Origin of the sequence: Silvanigrella paludirubra (assembly GCF_009208775.1) — a bacterium.
Classification (GTDB): domain Bacteria; phylum Bdellovibrionota_B; class Oligoflexia; order Silvanigrellales; family Silvanigrellaceae; genus Silvanigrella; species Silvanigrella paludirubra.
Map to the genome: position 1 here is coordinate 242,536 of NZ_WFLM01000001.1, position 19,420 is coordinate 261,955.

Here is a 19,420-nt window from a genome sequence, read left to right on the forward strand (position 1 = left end):
AATTTCTAACGAGGGTGGGTTTCATTGTCAAGGAAACGGAGATTATTTAGAAATAAGAGACATAAATTCATTTCTTGAAGCGAGAGAGTCGCGAAATTGTCCATGCATAGCGCTTGTTATCATAGTGGAATTTTGTTTTCTAACACCACGGACACACATACAACTATGTACACCTTCAAAAACAACTGCAACACCTTGTGGCCTAAGATATTTATTGATTGCATTTGCTACTTGCTGTGTAAGTCTTTCTTGTACTTGTAGCCTTTGAGAAAACACATCAACTATGCGTGCAAGTTTAGAAAGTCCAACAATTTTTCCATCCGTCGGAATATAAGCAATATGTGCTTTTCCTGCAAAACTTAATAAATGATGTTCACATAAAGAATTAAATTCAATATTTTTAACTAAAACCATTTCATCGGATTCAGATTCAAAAGTAGTGGAAAGAATTTCTTCCGGGTTTGTTGAGTAACCTTCCGTCATTTCTAATAAAGCACGGCAAAATCTGTCAGGAGTATCTACAAGTCCTTCTCTATTTGGATTCTCACCAATATAAAGTAATAAAGTACGAACTGCTTCCGTCGCTTTTTCAGCACTAATATTATTTGCTCCAATTGCTTTTTTAAAAAACGGACTCATAAATCACTCCTTAAAGGCTTTTTAACTTTATTTTTGCTTCCTGCGGTTCTTTTTCTAAGTAAAGAATGACACTTCTACCTATGCGACCTATAACATGAGAGTTTTTAGCGAGTACAGAGCTCAATTCATTTTGTTTGTCTTTTTTGCTATCTGCATCTGTATTTCCAGGCAGTTGAATTTTAACAAGTTCATGTTTCTCAAGTGCTAAATGAATTTCTTTGATCACAGTTTCAGATAATCCTTGGTTCCCAACTTGGACCACAGGTTTTAAATGATGAGCGAGGCTTTTTAGTTTTGCTTTTTGTTCGCTTGTTAAAACTTCAGTGAATTTATGGACTTTTTTGTCTATAGCCATCCTTTAATGCTCCTTCGTAGACGTAAAAAAAGTACCTTGCACCAAATTTTGTTCAGATGCCATACTTTTTGCACACTAACATAATTCATAAAAACTATTAATTAGTAAAAAAATCTGTCGATAATGAATCTGCAACAGGGAGGATGGCAATGGCCAAGAAAATACTCATCGTTGATGACTCTCGTACGATTCGCCAGCAGGTGGGCTTTACCTTGTCTAAGGAAGGCTTTGAAGTGGTAGAGGCAGAAGACGGTCAAGACGGACTTAATAAGCTTCAGGCAACACCAGATATTAGCATGATCATTTCAGATGTGAACATGCCGAATATGGATGGTCTAGTGATGATCGAATCGATACGAAAAATTGAGCAATTTAAATTTATCCCCATAATCATGCTCACAACAGAGAGTAGTGGCGATAAAGTAGAACGTGCCAAAAAGGCGGGAGCAAGTGGTTGGCTTGTGAAGCCTTTTAATCCGGAACAACTTGTTGGTGCCGTAAAGAAACTAGCTCGTTAGTTTTGAAAGGGTTTAGTTATGTCTGATAATGAAGGTGGCGGAAAAGGTGGCAAAGGTGGAGCAAAGCTAGATGCTTTGTACAAACTAAAACACGATACTTCTGGTATTCGTAAAAGAATTGCTCCTAAAATTGAAACTTATAAATTAATTGGTTTTAAACTAAACGAAGAAGAATTTGTAATTGAAATTGAAAGAGTAAAAGAAATTGTTAAGGTGCCACTCGTAACAAGAGTTTCAAAGGCGCCGCATTTTGTTGAAGGTGTAGCAAATTTACGTGGAGATATTCTTCAAGTTGTAAATTTTCATAAAATAATGGGTTTAGAAAATCAACCCATTTCTGATAGAAGTAGAATCATAGTTCTAGATGATAAAAATGTTTTAGCTGCAATTATAGTTGATGCTGTAAGTGAAGTTATCGAAGTAGAAAAAGAAGCTGTTCAACCTACACCAGATATTGTAGCTGGTGAAAGATCTAAATTTTTAAAAGGAATTATAAAACCTCATAAACATAGAAATATTTTATGGCTTGACTGTGGTGCTATTTATTCTGAGTTTAGTTCACAAAACGAAAAAGCAGCTGCTGCTTAATGAAGGGTTTTTTATGAGCATTGTAACCTATGAAAATAAAACTTTTAAGTTCACAGGAAAACTAACTATTTATAAAGTTTCTGAACTAAAAAATAAAATTTTAGAAGGATATAATGCAGAAGCGGCAAAGGAATCTGATTTTTTTCTAGACTTATCAGGGGTAGAAGCAATTGATGCTGCTGTTTTACAACTTTTACTTGCTCTTAAACAATTAGTTAAAAATGGTAAAGGAAATTTAAAATTAAAAGCAAGTACTCAAACATTTGATTCACTTTTAGATTTGTTTGGGATGCCTGCAGATACTTTTCCTAAAGCAGCATAATGATTTGTTACTTTAGGTTTTTATTAGGGATGAGGTGCTAAGCTGTGAGTTATAATGAAGAACAAATGCAAGAAATATTCTTTCAAGAAATGCGAGAAGTATTCGAGCATATCGATAGTTGCATTCTTGTTTTAGAAAAAACTCCAGGCGATTTAGAAATTATTAAAAATTTATTTCGTGAAGTTCATACATTAAAAGGTTCTAGTGGGGTTTTTGGTCTACGTGAAATTGCTGATTTAACTCACCATGCGGAAGACTTACTTGACCGTATGCGTGAAGGAAAATTAGAGCCAAATGAAGAAGTATTTTCAGCGTTATTACGTTGTTTCGATCGTTTAAAAGAAATGATGGATGGTGCTCAAAAGAAACAAAATTTATCTACTTTTGATAACTCCGATATTGTTCGTCAGCTTTGTGACTTTAAAGAAATTACAGGCGAACAACTACAAGAAAAAGTCGCTTCTGGTGAAGTTGCACCTACTCCTACTCAAGAAAATATTAAGCCTGGTGAATGCCCATTTCATATTTCTATTACTGGTGCAGATCAATTCTTTTTAACTGGTATTGATCCTATTACACTCGTTTTAAATTGTAGAGATATTTCTTCGGGCGTATTTTCGCTTTTTACAAACTGTTCACGAATTCCTGCTTTATCTGAAATAGAACCAGAACGTTGTTACTTTGAGTTTACGTTTAATTTTGTTTCAATGGCAGAATTTAAGACAGTTCAAGATATTTTTGAATTCGCAATTGGTTCTAGCAATGTGAAAATTGAAATGGACGGAGTCGCGGGAGGAGCGGCTTCAAAACCGGCAGCAGAGAAAGCAGGGGAAGCTAAGCCCATGGAAGCAAAAACAGCAGCGCCCGCCGCAGCAAAAGCACAACCCGCTCCTAAACCAGCGGCCGCAGCAGCACCCGCTGCCGCAAAAGGAGCCCCAGCAGCAGCAGCGGCTAAACCTGATGCAGGTCATGGTGGTGGCGATGCCAATGACTTTGTTCGTTTGAAAAAAGAAAAACTAGATCAATTAATGAATTTAGTTGGTGAGCTAATTACGGTTAAGAATTTATTTGTTCACTTAGCTAATAGACTTGAAGAAGTATTGCCTGAAAATGAAATTACAAAAGGTTTCAAAGAAGGAACAGGTCATGTAACAAGACTTTCTGCAAGGTTACAAGAAAGTGTAATGAATGCAAGAATGGTTCCTGTAGGCAGTGTATTTACAAAATACACAAGACTTGTTCGTGACGTTGCTAAAAAATTAAATAAAAAAGTAAATTTAGTTATTGAAGGTGAAGAAACAGAGCTAGATAAAACAGTAAGTGAAGCTATTTCTGACCCAATTATGCATTTAATTAGAAACTCAATAGACCATGGTATTGAAAATCCAGAAACACGTAAGGAAAGAGGTAAGCCAGATACTGGTACTTTATTACTAAAAGCGGGTTATGAGGGTAACAACGTTAAACTTGTTGTGCGTGATGATGGTAATGGTATTGATTTAGATAGAGTTAAAAATAAAGCAGTTGGACTTGGTATTGTCACACAAGAACAAGCTGACATGTTAAGCAAGAAAGATATTATCGAATTTATATTTCATAGCGGTTTCTCTACAGCAGCTGAGATCACAGATGTAAGTGGTCGTGGTGTTGGTATGGATGTGGTTCGTAACAACATTAGGAAATCTAGTGGTTCTATATTTGTTGATACAAATCCAGGTCAGGGAACTGAATTTAAAATCATTTTACCTTTAAGCTTAGCTGTTATCGAAGCATTATTGATTGGTGTTGATGGTGAAACGTATGCATTACCTCAAGAAGTAATCACAGAAACAGTTCGTGCTGAGAAAAATGATGTTGTTAACTTAAATAATCAGCCAAGTATTAACTTACGTGGCGAAGTAATTCCACTATTAAGATTAAATGAAGTTGTTAATTTAAGAACTTCTATTCTTGATGATTTTATTCATCAAGAAAAGAAACGCTTAAATCAAAATGAAGAAGAAAATACGGATTCACATGCAGGTCCAAAAGAAAAAGATGATGGACTTACAAATCCAGTAGTTATCGTACAAATAGATGGTTTAAAAGTTGGAATTCTTGTTGATGTTTTGTATTGGCAAGAACAAATCATGATCAAGCCATTAGGCGGCTTTTTGGCTAATATTCCTGTATTTACAGGGGCTTGTATTATGGGTAACGGGTCGGTTGTATTGGTGCTTGAGCCGAAAGAACTTTATTATGCGGCTTGTCATGACGATGCTAAAACAGCGGCGTAATGACGCAAAACTAGCGCCAGATAGGAGAGTCTAATGGCTATTTATATCGCCAAGAGCAAAAAAGAAGAAAGAATGCTTCAGATCGGAAGCAACAAGTTTGAACTTGTTGATTTCAGATTGAAAGACTTCCCTGCAGGCGCTGATATGTCTCATCCCGCTGCTTATGAAGGCATTTATGGTATTAATATTGCTAAGGTTCGTGAAATCAATAAAATCAGCCAATTTACTAAAATGCCAAATACCCATGAATGTATTGAAGGATTGCTAGAACTTCGTGAAGAAGCTATCCCAATTGTAAATTTAGCAAAATATTTAGGCTATGAAAATCATGCACTAAGAAGCACAGATAATATTATTATTTGTGAATTTAATGGTTTAGTTACTGGATTTGTTGTGCATCAAGCAATGAGAATCCGCCGTATTTCTTGGGAGGCCATTTTACCTCCTACAAGATTGATTGGACGCGAAGGTGGTTGCGTAACAGGAATGCATAAATTAGTTAAAGGTCCAGACAATGAACGTGATTTAATGCTTCTTATTTTGGACTTTGAAAAAATTGTTGCAGAAATTAATGGTGAAACTTACGCTCTTAATAAATTCTCAGAAGACAAACAAAATAATCGTGTTCAAACGAATACAGATGAAACTCGGACTGTACTTGTAGTCGATGATAGTGCGACTGCAAGAACTCAAGTTGAACTTTTCTTAACTCAACATGGTTATCGAGTGATAACGGCAACAGATGGTGAGGAAGGTTTATTCACATTACAGGCTTTACTAGATCAGGCTAAAAATGATGGCAAAGAGATTACAGATCTTGTTCAAGTTGTCGTTTCCGATGTTGAAATGCCACGCATGGATGGTCATGCATTTACTCAAGCCATTAAAAAAGATCCAAAATTAAGTTCTCTTCCCGTGATTATGCATACCTCTCTTTCTGGTCGGGCAAATCAAGATGCGGTGAAATCTTTAGCAGATGAGTATGTTGTTAAATTTAATGGAGATGCTTTAATTGCTACAGTAAATCGTATCTGGAGAAAACTAATGGATAAGAAAGAAACAAACAGAACGAGTGAATTAAATGAGACGGATGACGATACAGACATGGCATCTTAGTTTAAACGGAGTTTTTTATGGCTATTAATGTTCTTATTGTTGATGATTCCCCTACAGTTTGTGCAATGCTTTCTCAAATTATGGGAAATGCAGGGTTTAACGTTGTTGGTATTGGGAAATCAGCTGAAGAAGGGCTAGAATTGGCCGCAAAACTAAAACCTGATGTAATTACATTAGATATAGAAATGCCAGGAAAAAGTGGCTTACAAGCACTGCCTCTTATGCAAAAAACTTGTGATGCCGCAATAATAATGTGTTCAACTCTTACAAATCAGGCTGCTCAAGCGACTTTACAATCTCTTGAAAAGGGAGCTTTTGACTACATCCCTAAGACAGAAATTGGAAAATCATTTACTCCTGATATGTTAAAAGAAAGAGTAACAAACGCTTATGCTTTTGTTACTCAAAAGCGTAAAGGTGAATCAAATTATAAACCAAGTGTTCCCATAGCTTCTTTGCCACACCAAACTGTCAAAGCAATCGTTATTGGTGTATCAACTGGAGGGCCAGCTGCTCTACATAAATTATTTAATGCTTTGCCTGTAATGCCAGTTCCTATTGTTGTTGTTCAACATATGCCAGCAGCCTTTGTTGCTTCGTTAGCAGAAAGAATTGCACAACAAACAAAACATAAAACATCTGTAGCAAAAGAAGATTATACTTTAGTGCCTGGTGAAATATGTTTTGCACCTGGTGATTTGCATGTTTTATTTAAAAAAATGGGTAGCAGACTTTATTGCGGTTTAAGTGAAGAACCTCGTAATATATTACATAAACCTTCAGCGGACGTTCTTTTTCAATCTGCTGCTGAAGTTATGGGTAAAGAATTATTAGGTGTCATTTTAACAGGAATGGGTAGAGACGGTGCAGATGGTGGAAAAACCGTTCGTTCTCGTGGCGGTATGATTTTAGCAGAGAGTAAAAGTTCTTGCGTAGTATACGGTATGCCAAAAGCTGCTATCGAAGCAAGAACAGCAAATTTTGAATTTGATTTACAAGACATGGCAGCGGCTATAACTAAAATTGTAACTGGAAAAACGATATAAATTATGATTATGAATTTAAAAATTATCTTTAACAAAGCTTCAAAATAAAAATTTGAAGCTTTTATTTTTTTCAAAAAAAAATCAATGTTAAAATTTTAATAAATAAAAATGAATCTACAGGAGTTTCAGATTTAAATGAAGAAAGAAATAATTTTTATAATATTAATTATTTTTCTTATATCATTAAATCAAAAATTATTTGCTTCAAAATCATCAGATTTTATTATAGATTCAGGATTTTCAATGGTAAATTTTGCAGGAGATAATTTTACAGGTGGAAATGTAAAATTATCTTTGCTTAGTCCCATTTATCATAGCCAGCCTGATAATCTAGACATTGTTCTTGGTGGAGGTATACGGATAGAAAGAGTAGATTATTTAACGCAAGAAAAATACTATGGTTATGCAACAACAATAAATTCATTTGAAGTTGGAATAATTACTGGATTAAGATATAAAATACTTCCTGAATTAAGGTTTTTTCTATTGCCTTCATTTTATTATTCACCACATACTATTTTTGAAAATAAAATATATTTAAATAATACAGATATCATTAAAGAAGCATCTGTCGATTATAATTTAAATACAGGCATAGATTTAAAGTTAATTTACAAAATATTTTCCGATTTTGGTATAGGGTTAGATTCTTATATTGCTTATGGGTATATGAAATATAATGATACTTCTTTTTATAGTTTAACAGTGAAAGGCGGTCAGGGAGGATACTATATTTATAATTTTAATGTTTCTTTCACTTATTTTTTAAGATAAAAATTTTTTGGTAAGCAATTTATATTAGTAAATAAAGAAATTTAAAATAATAAAATTAAAAATTTTAAAAATTATTTTATTTTAAATAATTTGAAATATATTAAAATGAAATAAATTTAATTTTATAAAAAAAATGGACTCCAAAATTTTTGCAAATTGATAAATATCTGATATATCAAAAATAGAGCCATACAGTTTATGAATGGTAATTAGTTACCCTATTGTTTGGTATTAAATGTTAATTTAAGTTAATTTGTTCCAATGTGTTATTTTTTTATTTAAATAAATTTAGATATTCTTGATTTTTATAAATAGCTATTTTAAGGTGTAAATTATGAAAAATATAAAAAAAAGAAAATTTATATCAAATTTAGTCAAAGGTTTTGGAACAACATCAATGGGAATCACGATCAATTCTTATGTAGAAAGTGATAATGATATTCTTAAAAAATTTATGAAAATCTCAGAAAGTTTAACAGGTGAGAATGAATTAGATTTAGAACTCGGAAAAAAGTATTTAGAACATTTAATTATAGCCAATAAGCAAAATAAAAGAAAAATTATTGAACTGTATTCTTATAATCACAATCAAATACCTGAATCAAGAAGAGATTTAAAAAAATTGTCAAAAGAAATTTTAATTAGTTGGTTTACAGGAATTGTCAAAGTAAACGGTATAAGTCGTTTAGTTACTTATACAGGTTCGCATACGTGGACAAAGTTAAAAGGAATGAAGCCACAAGGTTTTTGTGGAGGCAAGTTTGGATATTGGTCTAAAAAACCGAAGCTATCTTAGTTTTCGTATGACTTTTCTTCGGCAATTTCTTTTAACAAATTTAAATCTACAATATTAAAATCAGAAATATTCCCCTCAATGGCACCCATTTTTTTTAACTCAGAAAAAACCCTGCTTACCGTTTCTGGGGTCATATCGGAAAGATCTGCAAAATCACTGCGGTTTAAATAGGCTCTTTTCACATTATCTCTATTCATAAAATAGGGGTGGATTTCTAAAAAACAAGCAGCAAGTCGTTGTTTAGCTGTTTTGTATCTAACACCTTCAATTCGATTATATAACATCGAAGAGTGACGACAAATCCTTCTTAAAAAATCTAAATAAATAGAACAATTTTTTTCCCCTATTCCTGAAATAGCCACATTGGGAACTGACATAAACTCACAATTTGTTATGGCAGTACATGTTCTTTCATAATAAGGATATTTTGCAAACATTTCATAAATACCAAAACAATCACCTTCTTTAGCCAAGCCGCTTATAATAGATCTATTTCTGTCGCATTCTTTTGTAAATTTAACGCAACCAGAAGTTATAAAATAAATGGAATATGCTTTTTCGCCTGCTATAAATATATTTTGTTCTTTTTTTACCCTTAACTCTGTTGAACTTTGAATTAGTATCTCTAATTCTTCTTGGTTTAATGAAGGGAAAAGTGTCATAAATTTTTTAGCAGAATTCATTGTTTCATTTTTTTTCACAAAAAGATCCTTCATTTAAAACCATATTTTTAATAATCAAGCCATTCTTCCCAAGTTTTTCCGTCATGTTTATCTAGCAGAGTTGGAATAATTTTCTCTGATGAAAGTTGTGGAAAAAAAGGTTTTACAGACTCATCTAAAACAAAAACAAATCCACTTCCTCCAAATGAAAAGTCTAATCTACTATGTAAAATTTCATCTTTTGTAAGTTTTGTTAGATTAAAAACATGTGTTAACTTACCAGAAAAAATTGTTTTCTCCATTTCAAGACCTAAATTTTTTATAATAGCTTTTGTATATAATAATTGAGTGTCATGAATAAATTTTGAAATAATACCTTCTTCTTTATATCTCTCCATAAAGTTATTTTCTAAAATAAGTTGAAACTCCTGAATCCAATTTAATGTATTGTTTTCATCACGACCTGACATAAATAAACAAATCGGAGTTAAACATCCTCTTCCATGCCATAAACTACAAAGTTTTGCTACTTCTTCTGTGGAATAATGTAAGTTAATTATTAAGCTGTTTTTAATATCACCTTGAGGAATTAAATGCGTATTTTTTCCGCTTAAAAGTTTTTTAAACGTTTGTATTGTTGTATCAGTACCAAAAACAATCACAGAATCAAAATTATGATAATCTTTAGAAAGAGAACGAGATTTTTCAATAACAATTTCGGTTGGGAAAAAATAGGGTTTTAATTTTTCAACAAGGTCTTCAATTTTTGATCGAATTTTATTTGCAAATGGGTCTTCATTTCTTAAACTTGGTAATTTTATATGTACGGATTTTGCTCCCATTAAGGAAGCAACTTTTGTTGGATAAAGCCATGCAATTGGTATATTTGCGGATGAAATGATAAGTATATTTTTTTCTGCTAATTTTGTAGAATTTTTAACTTGAATTTCATTCCAGCATATTAAAGATTCCGCTAAATCTGACCAGCAAAATGAAGTCCAAAAAGATGGATTCAAAGTTTGAATGAATTTGTGAATATCTTCTTGTGATTTAAATTGTTTTTGGGAAGTTATTTGATTAGTTTTAACATCTGTATTTTCATTTTCTTTTTTTATGTCTAAAAAGAAAAAACTATCTTTCACATTTAAACTGCAGCCTTTTAAAGTAGCATCAGGAGATCGTCCTCTTAAATGAAAAATGCCTTCTTTTTGATCTATAATACAAGCAATATCTTCGGTAATAATAGAAGGCCATGATTCCATATTTATGAAGTCAAAAAAAGCTAAAAACCCATACTCACCTTCTCCTAGCACTTTATTTTCATTTAAGTTAACTACAATAGGAGTTAAAGTTTGATTGCACTGAAATGAACCATCATGTATTTTTTTCAATGACCATGCTTGTGAGCTTAATTCGCACATTCCATATTCAGATAAAAACGAAAAATCAGAAGGATTGCTATAGGACTCTTTAACAATTTGAATTGTTTCTTGAAGATTAAAACTTTGTGTTCTTCCCTTTGTGCCACCTGTATCAATTATATTTAGTTTTTGGCCTTTAAATATTTGTGTTAATTTGTTTTTTTGGACATATTCAGCCACGATTAAATGGTGAAATGTTGTTCCAAATATTATTATATTTTCACAGTATTTTGGATTAAGTAATAATTTTTCTATGTTTTGTGGATTTGATTCAACATCACAGTATTCTAAATTAAAACCATTGTTTTTAAACATCCCAATCATAGCTGCAATAGAACTTTTAGTCCAAATATCTGTTGGTGGAATAAGGCTGATAATAGGTATATCTCTTTTTAAATCATGCAGATCTAAAAAACGCTCAAAACCAATACAAGAATTTTTTGAATATAAATTTAATCTCTCTTCTGTAAAAATATGCTTAGCCTGTATTGTGTTTGTACTACCACTGGAATAAAAAATGGTATCTTTATCCGAAGCAGCTTGTGTATGTAAATTAAAATCACGAAAACAACGAATGGGTAAAAATGGAATTTTTGTTTTTAGTCCGGATGATGTAAAAAAAATGTCAGTAAAAAAATTATGGAGTTTAGGATTTAAAGCAATTAGACTTTGCTTTTGTTTCATCATTTTTTGTAATATTTCAGTAGAGAGAAACTCATTCATAAATTACCTGCTATTGTTTGTGCCGCTGTAAAAAGAGAAGCGAAGTCTGTTTTACATATCAGCTCCGATGGAGATCCTCAATCGGCACTTGCTAAGAATGCGGATATGCTTTAATTGTATGCGTGTTTGGTTTCTATTTAAAGGGTCATAAATGCAAAACATCTCTTCTAACGTTACTTCAAAAGTAAATAAGCCTAAGCAACATAAATATTCTTTACATGGTTTCTTTTTCCTGTTTTTAGGATTTGTAATTTTAGATCAATCTACAAAACTTTGGTCTGAAAAATTATATATGGTGAATTCTTCTTTAACTGATATAAGGAATTACTCACAAATTTCGGATCATATTTTTACAATAGGTTCTTCTCAAAATTGGTTGAGTTTTGATACCACCTATGTTCGTAATACAGGAGCAGCTTGGGGTTTTTTAGGTAATTTACCCGAAAACATAAGGCCATACTTTTTTTATGTTTTAACTAGTATTGCCATGCTTATTATTTTAATTATTTTTTTTAAAACAAATGCAAAGCAAACAATGTCTCGATTAGGTATTGCATTTATTTTTTCTGGTGCTGCCGGAAATTTTATTGATAGAGTATGGTTGCATTATGTCATAGATTGGATTCATTTTAAATGGGATTTCTTAGGTTGGAATTATGATTATCCTGTTTTTAACGTAGCAGACTGCGCTGTTACGGGGGGTGTTATCATATTGATTTTAGATGCTATTATTGATGAAATTCGAAATCGAAAAGCAAAGAAATTGGCAAAAGGTTGACAAATTCAGATTTCGGTAAATGTTCCATTGTATTCTGGACTTTCAGAACTTAATGGAGATTTAGATATGGCACAGCAGTTCCTTAAAAATTCTACCCACCGAGTTAATGAAATATTTCAATCAGGTATAACAGAAGCTCTTAATGCACAAGTTAAAATGTTAATTCCTGAATTTTTATTATTTGCAATTATTGAACAAAAAGACTCGATCGCTTTAAAAATTGCGGATGAGTGTAAATTAGATGAAGTTTTAGTTAAAACATCTATTATAAATGGAATTTATGATAGCATTAATCAACTTCAAAAAAAACAGGATACACATTTTTCTCAATCACGCGATCCAACAGGAATGTATGGATCTCCTGAAGTTGCTTTTTTATTGGAAAGAGCAGATTTCGAAAGAAAAAATTTTGGTGATGCCTATATAAGTACTGGTACTTTATTTCTTGCTTTTTTTGATTCTAGATTAAGTTCGAGAGATATTCTTGTAAAAGCTGGATTAAATTATGAAGAAGCAAAAAAAGCATTATTAAACGTCAGAGGAAATCATAGGGTAACAAATCGGGATGACGAAGCAAAACAAAGTGCGTTAACTCAATACACAAGAGATATAACAGCAATGGCTCGTCGTGGTGAGTTGGATCCTGTTACTTCTCGTGATTCTGAAATTGAAAGAGTTGTGCAAGTTTTATCTAGAAGAAAAAAGAATAATCCGGTCTTAATTGGAGAGCCAGGAGTAGGTAAAACTGTAATTATTGAAGGCCTTGCACAACGTATTGTTGATCTTGAAGTTCCTGATCATCTTGTCGGAAAACGTGTATTGAGTCTTGAAATGGCAGATCTTGTTGCTGGTAGTAAAATGCACGGTGAGTTTGAGGAACGTTTAAAAGCAGTAAAAGAAGAAATTATTGCTTTAGAAGGACAAGTTATTTTATTTATCGATGAAATTCACACTGTTGTTGGTGCAGGAAGAACATCGGGTTCTTTAGATGCTTCTAATATTTTAAAAAGCTCACTTGCAACTGGACAACTTCAATGTGTTGGTGCAACAACATTTAAAGAATATAAACAATATATAGAAAGTGATCGTGCTTTAGAGAGGCGTTTTCAACCGATTCGTATTGAAGAACCTTCCATTGCGAATGCAAAAGAAATTTTAAAATCGATTGCTGTTAAATATGAAAAGCATCATCAAATTCAATACAGTCCTGAAAGTCTAGATGCCGCAGTTGAATTAAGTAACAAATATATATTTAGCAGAAGCCTTCCAGATAAGGCAATAGATTTAATTGATGAAGCTGGTGCTTTAAAAAGAATTAAAGTGGTAAGTATTCCCCCTGATATTCAAAAACTAGAACAAGAAAAAGCAAAAAAAGATATTGAACGAAATGATTATTTTAATCGCCAAGATTTTGCAATGGTTGCCAGTGCGCAAATGGAATTATTAAATCTGGAAAATAAAATATCGGAACGGAGAAAACAATGGGAATCAGAAATGAAACAAGAAGAGCGTATTGTTACTTCTGATGACATTGCTGAATTAGTTTCTAAAGTAACTGGGATCCCAACGCAAAGATTACAAGCAGAAGATCTTGAAAAATTAGCTCATATTGAAGATGAATTATCTAAAAGACTCATAGGACAAAAGCAAGCTATCGTCTCTGTAGCGAATGCATTAAGAAGAAATCGAATTGGGTTACGTGAGAGAAAAGCACCTATTGGAAGTTTTTTCTTTTTGGGGCCTACAGGAGTTGGCAAAACAGAGCTTGCTAAAGCTCTAGCTGAATATGTTTTAAATGATGAACACCGTTTATTACGTTTTGACATGACTGAATTTATGGAGCGTCATGAAACTTCAAAATTAATTGGCTCTCCTCCAGGATTTGTCGGGTATGGAGAAGGTGGTCAATTAACTGAAAAAGTTAAAAGGCAACCCTACAGTGTTTTGCTTTTTGATGAAGTAGAAAAGGCACATCCTGACGTCTTTAATTTATTTTTACAAATATTAGATGACGGAAGATTAACCGATGCAGAAGGACAAAAAGTAAGTTTTGAAAATACTCTTATTATTTTTACAAGTAATTTAGGTAGTGAACATATTAGTTCAAATAAACGATCTGTAGGTCTTGGTGGTTTTGATAAAGATCTTACTCACAGCGAAGTAAGTGATCTGGTCACAGGTGAACTAAAAAAAGCGTTTAAACCAGAGTTTTTAAATAGACTTGATGAAATCATTGTATTTGAAAAATTAAATCCTGATGATATCAAGAAAATTCTACAATTAAATTTAGATAAATTAGCGAAAAAAGTTAAAAACCAAGGACTCGATTTTAAAATTACAAATGATGCACAAGAGTTTTTGGCAGCAAGAGGATTTAGTCCATTAAATGGCGCTCGTCCTTTAAGAAGACTTTTAGAAGCGGAAGTTGAAAATAGAATTGCCCAAGAGATTATTGTAAAAGGAAAAAATAAAGAAACAGGGCTTGTTAACGGTAAAATATTAAACGTTGAATTGATAAAAGAGCCAAATCAACAAATTAAAGTAACTATTGAATAAGCAGGAATAAATCATGGAATCTTTAAAAGATTTTTCTAAATTAACAGATCTTATTTCTGAAGTAGAAAATATAAATGCAGCGTCATCTGTTTTATCTTGGGACCAAAATACTTTTATGCCCTCTCTTGGTTCAACAGGGCGTGGAAGGCAACTTGCTACTTTAGGTAAAATAGCCCATGAAAAATTTACAAATTCAGAAATTGGAATGTTATTAGATAAATTAAAAACGTTTGAAAAAGATAGTTCTTATGATTCTTTTGAATCTTCTTACATAAGGCATGTAAGAAAAAATTATATGAAAGCAGTAAAAGTTCCTTCGCAATTAATTTCAGAAATCATTACAAATCAATCGAATTCCTATGAAGCATGGATTAAAGCAAAAGAACAAAATAACTTTAAATTAGTACAACCTTTTTTAGAAAAAAATTTAGAGCTATCTAAAAAATACGCAAATTGTTTTGAATATAATCATATTGCAGATCCGCTTATAGATAATTATGATTCTGGATTTACGACTACAAAAATTAAAGAATTATTTAATCAACTTCAAAAAGAATTAATTCCTTTTGTTAAAGAAACATTAAATTATCCACAAATAGATGATTCCTGTTTAAAAAAACATTATCCACTTTCATTACAAGAACAATTTAATAAAAAATTAATTGAAGATTTAGGTTATGACTTTAATAGAGGAAGAATGGATACAACTCATCATCCATTTATGATCTCTTTTTCACATGGTGATGTCCGTATTACAACTCGATACCAAGAGAATTTTTTAGCCGAAAGTCTCTTTAGTACAATTCATGAAACGGGTCATGCTTTTTATGAACTTGGAAATGATATTTCTTTAGATGGTACTCCTCTTTTTGGTGGAACATCATCTGGGGTGCATGAAAGTCAATCACGTCTTTGGGAAAATATAGTGGGTAGAAGTTATGCTTTTTGGGAATACTTTTATCCAAAATTACAAACGTTTTTTCCTGATCAATTAAATGATGTTTCTTTGCATGAATTTTATTCTGCAATAAATAAAGTATCAAATTCCTTAATTCGAACAGATGCCGATGAACTCACTTATAATATTCATGTGATGATTCGTTTTGATTTAGAGCTTCAAATGTTAGAAGGTAACTTAAAAGTAAAAGATTTACCCGAAGCTTGGAATTCACGTTACTTAAGTGACTTAGGGATGAATGTTCCTAGTGATTCATTGGGTTGTTTGCAAGACGTACATTGGTTTTGTGGGCTTATTGGAGGTGAATTTCAAGGATACACTTTAGGGAATATTATGAGCGCCCAATTTTTTGAAGCAGCAGAAAAGGGAAATCCTTTGTTATCAAATGAAATTAAAAATGGCTCTTTTGAAAATTTAAAAAAATGGCTAGAAAAAAATTTATACCAACATGGCAAGAAATATAACGGCCTTGAAGTATTGAAAAGAGCAACAAATAAAGATCTTACAATTGATCCCTATATGAGTTACCTTAAGAAAAAATATCCTATCAAATAATTGACACTCTATTATTATCTTTCATGTTTATAAAATTGCAATTACGACGAAAGAGTTTTCAGCGTTACTCAGCTTAATTACAAATGACCCCTATGGAAGGGGGAAAAGGAAACCTCATTTTGGACTTCAGCGCTTAAATTCTGCTGTTTGCCTAGGGATGGGTTTAGGTTCTATGGATGGAACCAATGGTTGCGATTTGTAAAAGGGTTGGGTAGCGCTTTTTTATATATTTTTGTTTTTTTATTTCAGATCTTATAGGAATCAGAATTTATTATGACAAAATTATTTGTTATTTTATTCTGCACAATATTATTTCTTTCAAAATCTTATGCTTTAGATTCTCAGGCTAAACAGATTCAAATTAATTGTTATGTTGATTTTGAATTTAATCAAATTAATTTTAACGGAAAAAAATTAGATGAATGTATTCGTAAATATTTCTTAAAAAATGAAATTATTTCAATAGATGTATTTGCTTCTAGTGATTCTTTTGGTAAAAGAAATAGAAATAAAAAATTATCTGATGACCGAATTATGTCAATTAAAAAATATTTAATCAAAAATTACCCTAAAATACCGGTGTCCATTTATGAGCCTGAAGAAGATAAACAATATAGTTCTATGGGTATCGTTCGTCTTAAAATGGTAGATAAAAACTCTAAATTAGGGAAGTATCTATTAGCTAAAAAAAATAAACAATATGATTCATTAAATTATTTTTCATTTTTAAGCGGAGCTGGTTATTCTGCAGCAAATATTAGTGATACTAAATATACTGGTTATAATGTTTTTTTAAAATTTATGTTTCCATTTTCGCATGATTATAATTGGTTTTATGGCGTAGGGGTAAGGTACCAAAACTTATCTTTTAATAATAATTCAAAAACAATTAATAATTCGGATATTAATTTTAATTCATTTCAAACAGGACTTGATTTAGCTTACTTTTTTAAAACAAGTTTGGTAGATTTTGTAATAAACCCATTCGCTTATTTTGGATTTTATAATTCTTTTACAAGAACAATCACTCAGTCAGATGGAACGGCCATAACAGCATCACCATCTATCCTAAATCATATCAGTTTAGGCGCGAGTGCAAACATTTTATTTAAAGCATCACATTTTTATTTTGGACCTGGCGCATCCTATTCCACTTCTTATCTTCAATTTAACAATTACCAAGATGATAATGGTGTTTCGTATAACGGAATTTCTAACTTCTACAAATCTTGGAATATCAATTTTACATTAGGCTGTTATTTATAAGTTTTTTCTAACTATCTTGAATTTAAAGTGAATTATAAATCTCCTTTGTCTATTTATAACTGTTTAAATATATGGCATTTAATGTTGGTTTTTTTAAGCAAAGAAATTGTATTCAAATTGAATTGAATTTCAAGTTGCTTTTATAGGCTTTTCCCGATACAGAAAAAGGGTCTTGTGAGCTCTTTTTACTCTTATTTATGGGTTAAACATATGGAAAGCGAACTTCTCATATTTTCAGGTAATGCCAATCGTGAATTAGCAAATAAAATTTGCCAATACCTTGATGTTCCGATTGGAACAGCTTTAATAGGAAGATTTTCTGATGGGGAAACCCGTATTGAAATTGAAAGTAACGTCCGTGGGCGCGATGTTTTTATCATTCAGCCAACTTGCAGGCCAGCGAATGAAAATATCATGGAACTTCTTATCATGATAGACGCTTTAAGACGCGCAAGTGCTCAAAGAATAACGGCAGTAATTCCTTATTATGGTTACAGCCGTCAAGAGCGCAAAAGTACTCCAAGGACACCAATTACCGCTAAATTAATTGCTGACTTACTTGTCAGTGCAGGTGTAAACCGCATTTTAACCATTGAGCTTCATACAGGAGCCATTCAAGGGTTCTTTAACTTACCAGTTGATCATCTTTATAGCAAACCCGTATTTGTAGAGCATTTTGCTAAAATGAAGCTTGATAATCCTATCATCGTTTCTCCAGATGCGGGTGGTGTGGAAAGAGCTCGTGCTGTTGCCAAAGTGCTTGGCTGTGGTCTTGCTATTGTAGATAAACGCCGCGATCGTCCTGGTGATTCACAAGTTATGAATTTGATTGGTGATGTTAGAGATAAAACCGCAATATTATTTGATGATATTTGTGATACAGCAGGTTCTTTAACTTCAGCCGCCGCTGTTTTACGTGAAAATGGTGCTTTAAAAGTATATGCAGCAGCAACACACGGCGTTTTATCGGGGCCAGCAATTAACCGTTTAAATGACAGCTGTATTGAAAAATTATTTATTACAGACACCATTCCTCTGACAGAAGAAGCCTCAAAATGCTCTAAAATTGAAGTTTTAAGTGTTTCCGAGCTTTTAGGAAAAGCAATTCGTAGAATTCACAATTCAGATTCCATTAGCAATCTCTTTATATAAGGGTTAAATTGTGGAAAATATTGATTTTTCTTCTTTGCCCTCTTCTTTATTTGAATCCAAAGTTCAGTTAACAGAAGGTTTGCAGTATCTTGAATTTGAAGGGGCCAAGATCGCTTTCGATTTTTCCCCATCAATACAACCTTGTGAAAATTTACTAGTACTTGTTAATGGTTATCAGCGAAATCGCCTCGACTTTAGAGCTTTCCGTAAAAAAATAGAGAAGCTCTCACCAACAACGGCTACACTAGCTCTAGATAATCGCTTTTGTGGCCAAACAACTGTAACCTCGACTGAGACGTTAACAGTACCGCGCATGGCTCGAGATGTTGAGGCTCTTTCTGCTTTGTTTTGTAAAGCACTTCAGTTAAATACCTTTTCATTACTTGGAATTAGTATGGGAGGTATGATTGTTCAAACTCTTGCTTCTTATCACTCTAAAGTAAATAAATTGTTTTTAATAAGCACGACAGCTGGCGGAAAAGGGCGGACATGGCCTGTAGAGGTTAAAGATCCCCTTGCTTTAGAATATAAAAATCATTATGAAAATTTGGAATCTACAAAAAAACATATGGCCCGTTATTTTGGGAAAAGGTTTTTAAAAAACTCCTCATTATTGTTTGAAATGATGTGTAAAACTCTTGTTAAGTCTAAATCTGATGCACAAGATAATAAGAATGCTGAAATTCAATTTTACGCATCGGCATCATTTGATAGATCAAATCATTTATCCGAAATTAAAGCAAAAACATTCATAATTTCTGGTGATGAAGATCAAATTATTCCAGTTGAAAATGCATCTTATTTAAGTAACAATATTCCAAATTCTTCATTGACTATCTATAGTGAAGTTGGTCATTTAATTTTAATTGAAGAACCTGAAAAATTTGCAATTGATATTAGCAATTTTTTAAAATAAGGA

The 19,420-nt window shown here is 32.2% G+C and carries 18 protein-coding genes; 14 read left to right on the top strand and 4 right to left on the bottom strand.

Annotated features, from left to right (window positions below):
- Positions 1–42 precede the first annotated feature (42 nt).
- Both folE and GCL60_RS01350 read right to left on the bottom strand, forming a co-directional pair.
- Positions 43–639 (bottom strand): GTP cyclohydrolase I FolE, encoded by a 597-nt coding sequence (gene folE / locus GCL60_RS01345; RefSeq protein ID WP_153418059.1) that lies wholly within the window; start codon positions 637–639, stop codon positions 43–45.
- A 10-nt stretch (positions 640–649) separates the two neighbouring features.
- Entirely contained in the window at positions 650–994 is a 345-nt protein-coding gene (locus GCL60_RS01350; protein WP_153418060.1) for a YhbY family RNA-binding protein, read from the bottom strand.
- Between the two features lie 149 nt (positions 995–1,143).
- Between GCL60_RS01350 and GCL60_RS01355 the strand changes: the two genes are divergently transcribed.
- The 8 genes from GCL60_RS01355 (at position 1,144) to GCL60_RS01390 (ending at position 8,430) form a co-directional block, all read left to right on the top strand.
- On the top strand, positions 1,144–1,512 hold the full coding sequence (locus GCL60_RS01355; RefSeq protein ID WP_153418061.1) for a response regulator: 369 nt from the start codon (positions 1,144–1,146) through the stop codon (positions 1,510–1,512).
- 18 nt (positions 1,513–1,530) lie between these two features.
- Positions 1,531–2,100 (top strand): chemotaxis protein CheW, encoded by a 570-nt coding sequence (locus tag GCL60_RS01360; RefSeq protein ID WP_153418062.1) that lies wholly within the window; start codon positions 1,531–1,533, stop codon positions 2,098–2,100.
- Between the two features lie 13 nt (positions 2,101–2,113).
- The gene (locus GCL60_RS01365) at positions 2,114–2,422 is read left to right on the top strand and encodes an STAS domain-containing protein (protein WP_153418063.1); all 309 of its coding nucleotides are present in this window, start codon (positions 2,114–2,116) and stop codon (positions 2,420–2,422) included.
- 44 nt (positions 2,423–2,466) lie between these two features.
- Positions 2,467–4,698, top strand: a complete 2,232-nt coding sequence (locus GCL60_RS01370) for a chemotaxis protein CheA (protein ID WP_153418064.1) — start codon at positions 2,467–2,469, stop codon at positions 4,696–4,698.
- Between the two features lie 33 nt (positions 4,699–4,731).
- A complete protein-coding gene (locus GCL60_RS01375; protein WP_153418065.1) occupies positions 4,732–5,814 on the top strand; it encodes a chemotaxis protein in 1,083 nt (360 codons plus the stop codon).
- Between the two features lie 17 nt (positions 5,815–5,831).
- Positions 5,832–6,860, top strand: coding sequence for a chemotaxis-specific protein-glutamate methyltransferase CheB (cheB, locus tag GCL60_RS01380; protein ID WP_153418066.1), 1,029 nt, complete (start codon positions 5,832–5,834; stop codon positions 6,858–6,860).
- A 135-nt stretch (positions 6,861–6,995) separates the two neighbouring features.
- Positions 6,996–7,634, top strand: coding sequence for a hypothetical protein (locus GCL60_RS01385; protein ID WP_153418067.1), 639 nt, complete (start codon positions 6,996–6,998; stop codon positions 7,632–7,634).
- A 334-nt stretch (positions 7,635–7,968) separates the two neighbouring features.
- Entirely contained in the window at positions 7,969–8,430 is a 462-nt protein-coding gene (locus tag GCL60_RS01390) for a sugar dehydrogenase complex small subunit (RefSeq protein ID WP_153418068.1), read from the top strand.
- Here the strand turns inward: GCL60_RS01390 and GCL60_RS01395 are convergent.
- Together GCL60_RS01395 and GCL60_RS01400 are read right to left on the bottom strand one after the other, a co-directional pair.
- Complete coding sequence (locus GCL60_RS01395; protein WP_161998031.1) at positions 8,427–9,131, bottom strand: Crp/Fnr family transcriptional regulator; 705 nt, start codon at positions 9,129–9,131, stop codon at positions 8,427–8,429. The genes GCL60_RS01390 and GCL60_RS01395 overlap by 4 nt on opposite strands.
- 29 nt (positions 9,132–9,160) lie before the next feature.
- Positions 9,161–11,236, bottom strand: coding sequence for a hypothetical protein (locus GCL60_RS01400; RefSeq protein ID WP_153418070.1), 2,076 nt, complete (start codon positions 11,234–11,236; stop codon positions 9,161–9,163).
- Between the two features lie 151 nt (positions 11,237–11,387).
- Between GCL60_RS01400 and lspA the strand changes: the two genes are divergently transcribed.
- The 6 genes from lspA to GCL60_RS01430 all read left to right on the top strand — a co-directional run bounded on the left by lspA (position 11,388) and on the right by GCL60_RS01430 (position 19,417).
- Positions 11,388–12,014, top strand: coding sequence for a signal peptidase II (gene lspA, locus GCL60_RS01405; protein ID WP_153418071.1), 627 nt, complete (start codon positions 11,388–11,390; stop codon positions 12,012–12,014).
- Between the two features lie 66 nt (positions 12,015–12,080).
- Positions 12,081–14,570 carry an ATP-dependent Clp protease ATP-binding subunit gene (locus GCL60_RS01410; RefSeq protein ID WP_153418072.1) on the top strand — a complete coding sequence of 830 codons (2,490 nt, stop codon included), beginning with the start codon at positions 12,081–12,083 and terminating at the stop codon, positions 14,568–14,570.
- Positions 14,571–14,583: 13 nt separating this feature from the next.
- A complete protein-coding gene (locus GCL60_RS01415) occupies positions 14,584–16,083 on the top strand; it encodes a carboxypeptidase M32 (protein ID WP_153418073.1) in 1,500 nt (499 codons plus the stop codon).
- Positions 16,084–16,356: 273 nt separating this feature from the next.
- Positions 16,357–17,349 carry an OmpA family protein gene (locus GCL60_RS01420; RefSeq protein WP_153418074.1) on the top strand — a complete coding sequence of 331 codons (993 nt, stop codon included), beginning with the start codon at positions 16,357–16,359 and terminating at the stop codon, positions 17,347–17,349.
- 210 nt (positions 17,350–17,559) lie between these two features.
- Complete coding sequence (locus GCL60_RS01425) at positions 17,560–18,501, top strand: ribose-phosphate diphosphokinase (protein ID WP_153418075.1); 942 nt, start codon at positions 17,560–17,562, stop codon at positions 18,499–18,501.
- Between the two features lie 10 nt (positions 18,502–18,511).
- A complete protein-coding gene (locus GCL60_RS01430; protein ID WP_161998032.1) occupies positions 18,512–19,417 on the top strand; it encodes an alpha/beta fold hydrolase in 906 nt (301 codons plus the stop codon).
- Positions 19,418–19,420 lie beyond the last annotated feature (3 nt).

Coding starts and splice junctions, on each gene's coding strand:
- cheB (WP_153418066.1), top strand. CDS start 5,832: ATGGCTATTAATGTTCTTATTGTTGATGATTCCCCTACAGTTTGTGCA.
- GCL60_RS01385 (WP_153418067.1), top strand. CDS start 6,996: ATGAAGAAAGAAATAATTTTTATAATATTAATTATTTTTCTTATATCA.
- folE (WP_153418059.1), bottom strand. CDS start 639: ATGAGTCCGTTTTTTAAAAAAGCAATTGGAGCAAATAATATTAGTGCT.
- GCL60_RS01400 (WP_153418070.1), bottom strand. CDS start 11,236: ATGAATGAGTTTCTCTCTACTGAAATATTACAAAAAATGATGAAACAA.
- GCL60_RS01415 (WP_153418073.1), top strand. CDS start 14,584: ATGGAATCTTTAAAAGATTTTTCTAAATTAACAGATCTTATTTCTGAA.
- GCL60_RS01410 (WP_153418072.1), top strand. CDS start 12,081: ATGGCACAGCAGTTCCTTAAAAATTCTACCCACCGAGTTAATGAAATA.
- GCL60_RS01355 (WP_153418061.1), top strand. CDS start 1,144: ATGGCCAAGAAAATACTCATCGTTGATGACTCTCGTACGATTCGCCAG.
- GCL60_RS01360 (WP_153418062.1), top strand. CDS start 1,531: ATGTCTGATAATGAAGGTGGCGGAAAAGGTGGCAAAGGTGGAGCAAAG.
- lspA (WP_153418071.1), top strand. CDS start 11,388: ATGCAAAACATCTCTTCTAACGTTACTTCAAAAGTAAATAAGCCTAAG.
- GCL60_RS01350 (WP_153418060.1), bottom strand. CDS start 994: ATGGCTATAGACAAAAAAGTCCATAAATTCACTGAAGTTTTAACAAGC.
- GCL60_RS01425 (WP_153418075.1), top strand. CDS start 17,560: ATGGAAAGCGAACTTCTCATATTTTCAGGTAATGCCAATCGTGAATTA.
- GCL60_RS01365 (WP_153418063.1), top strand. CDS start 2,114: ATGAGCATTGTAACCTATGAAAATAAAACTTTTAAGTTCACAGGAAAA.
- GCL60_RS01375 (WP_153418065.1), top strand. CDS start 4,732: ATGGCTATTTATATCGCCAAGAGCAAAAAAGAAGAAAGAATGCTTCAG.
- GCL60_RS01390 (WP_153418068.1), top strand. CDS start 7,969: ATGAAAAATATAAAAAAAAGAAAATTTATATCAAATTTAGTCAAAGGT.
- GCL60_RS01420 (WP_153418074.1), top strand. CDS start 16,357: ATGACAAAATTATTTGTTATTTTATTCTGCACAATATTATTTCTTTCA.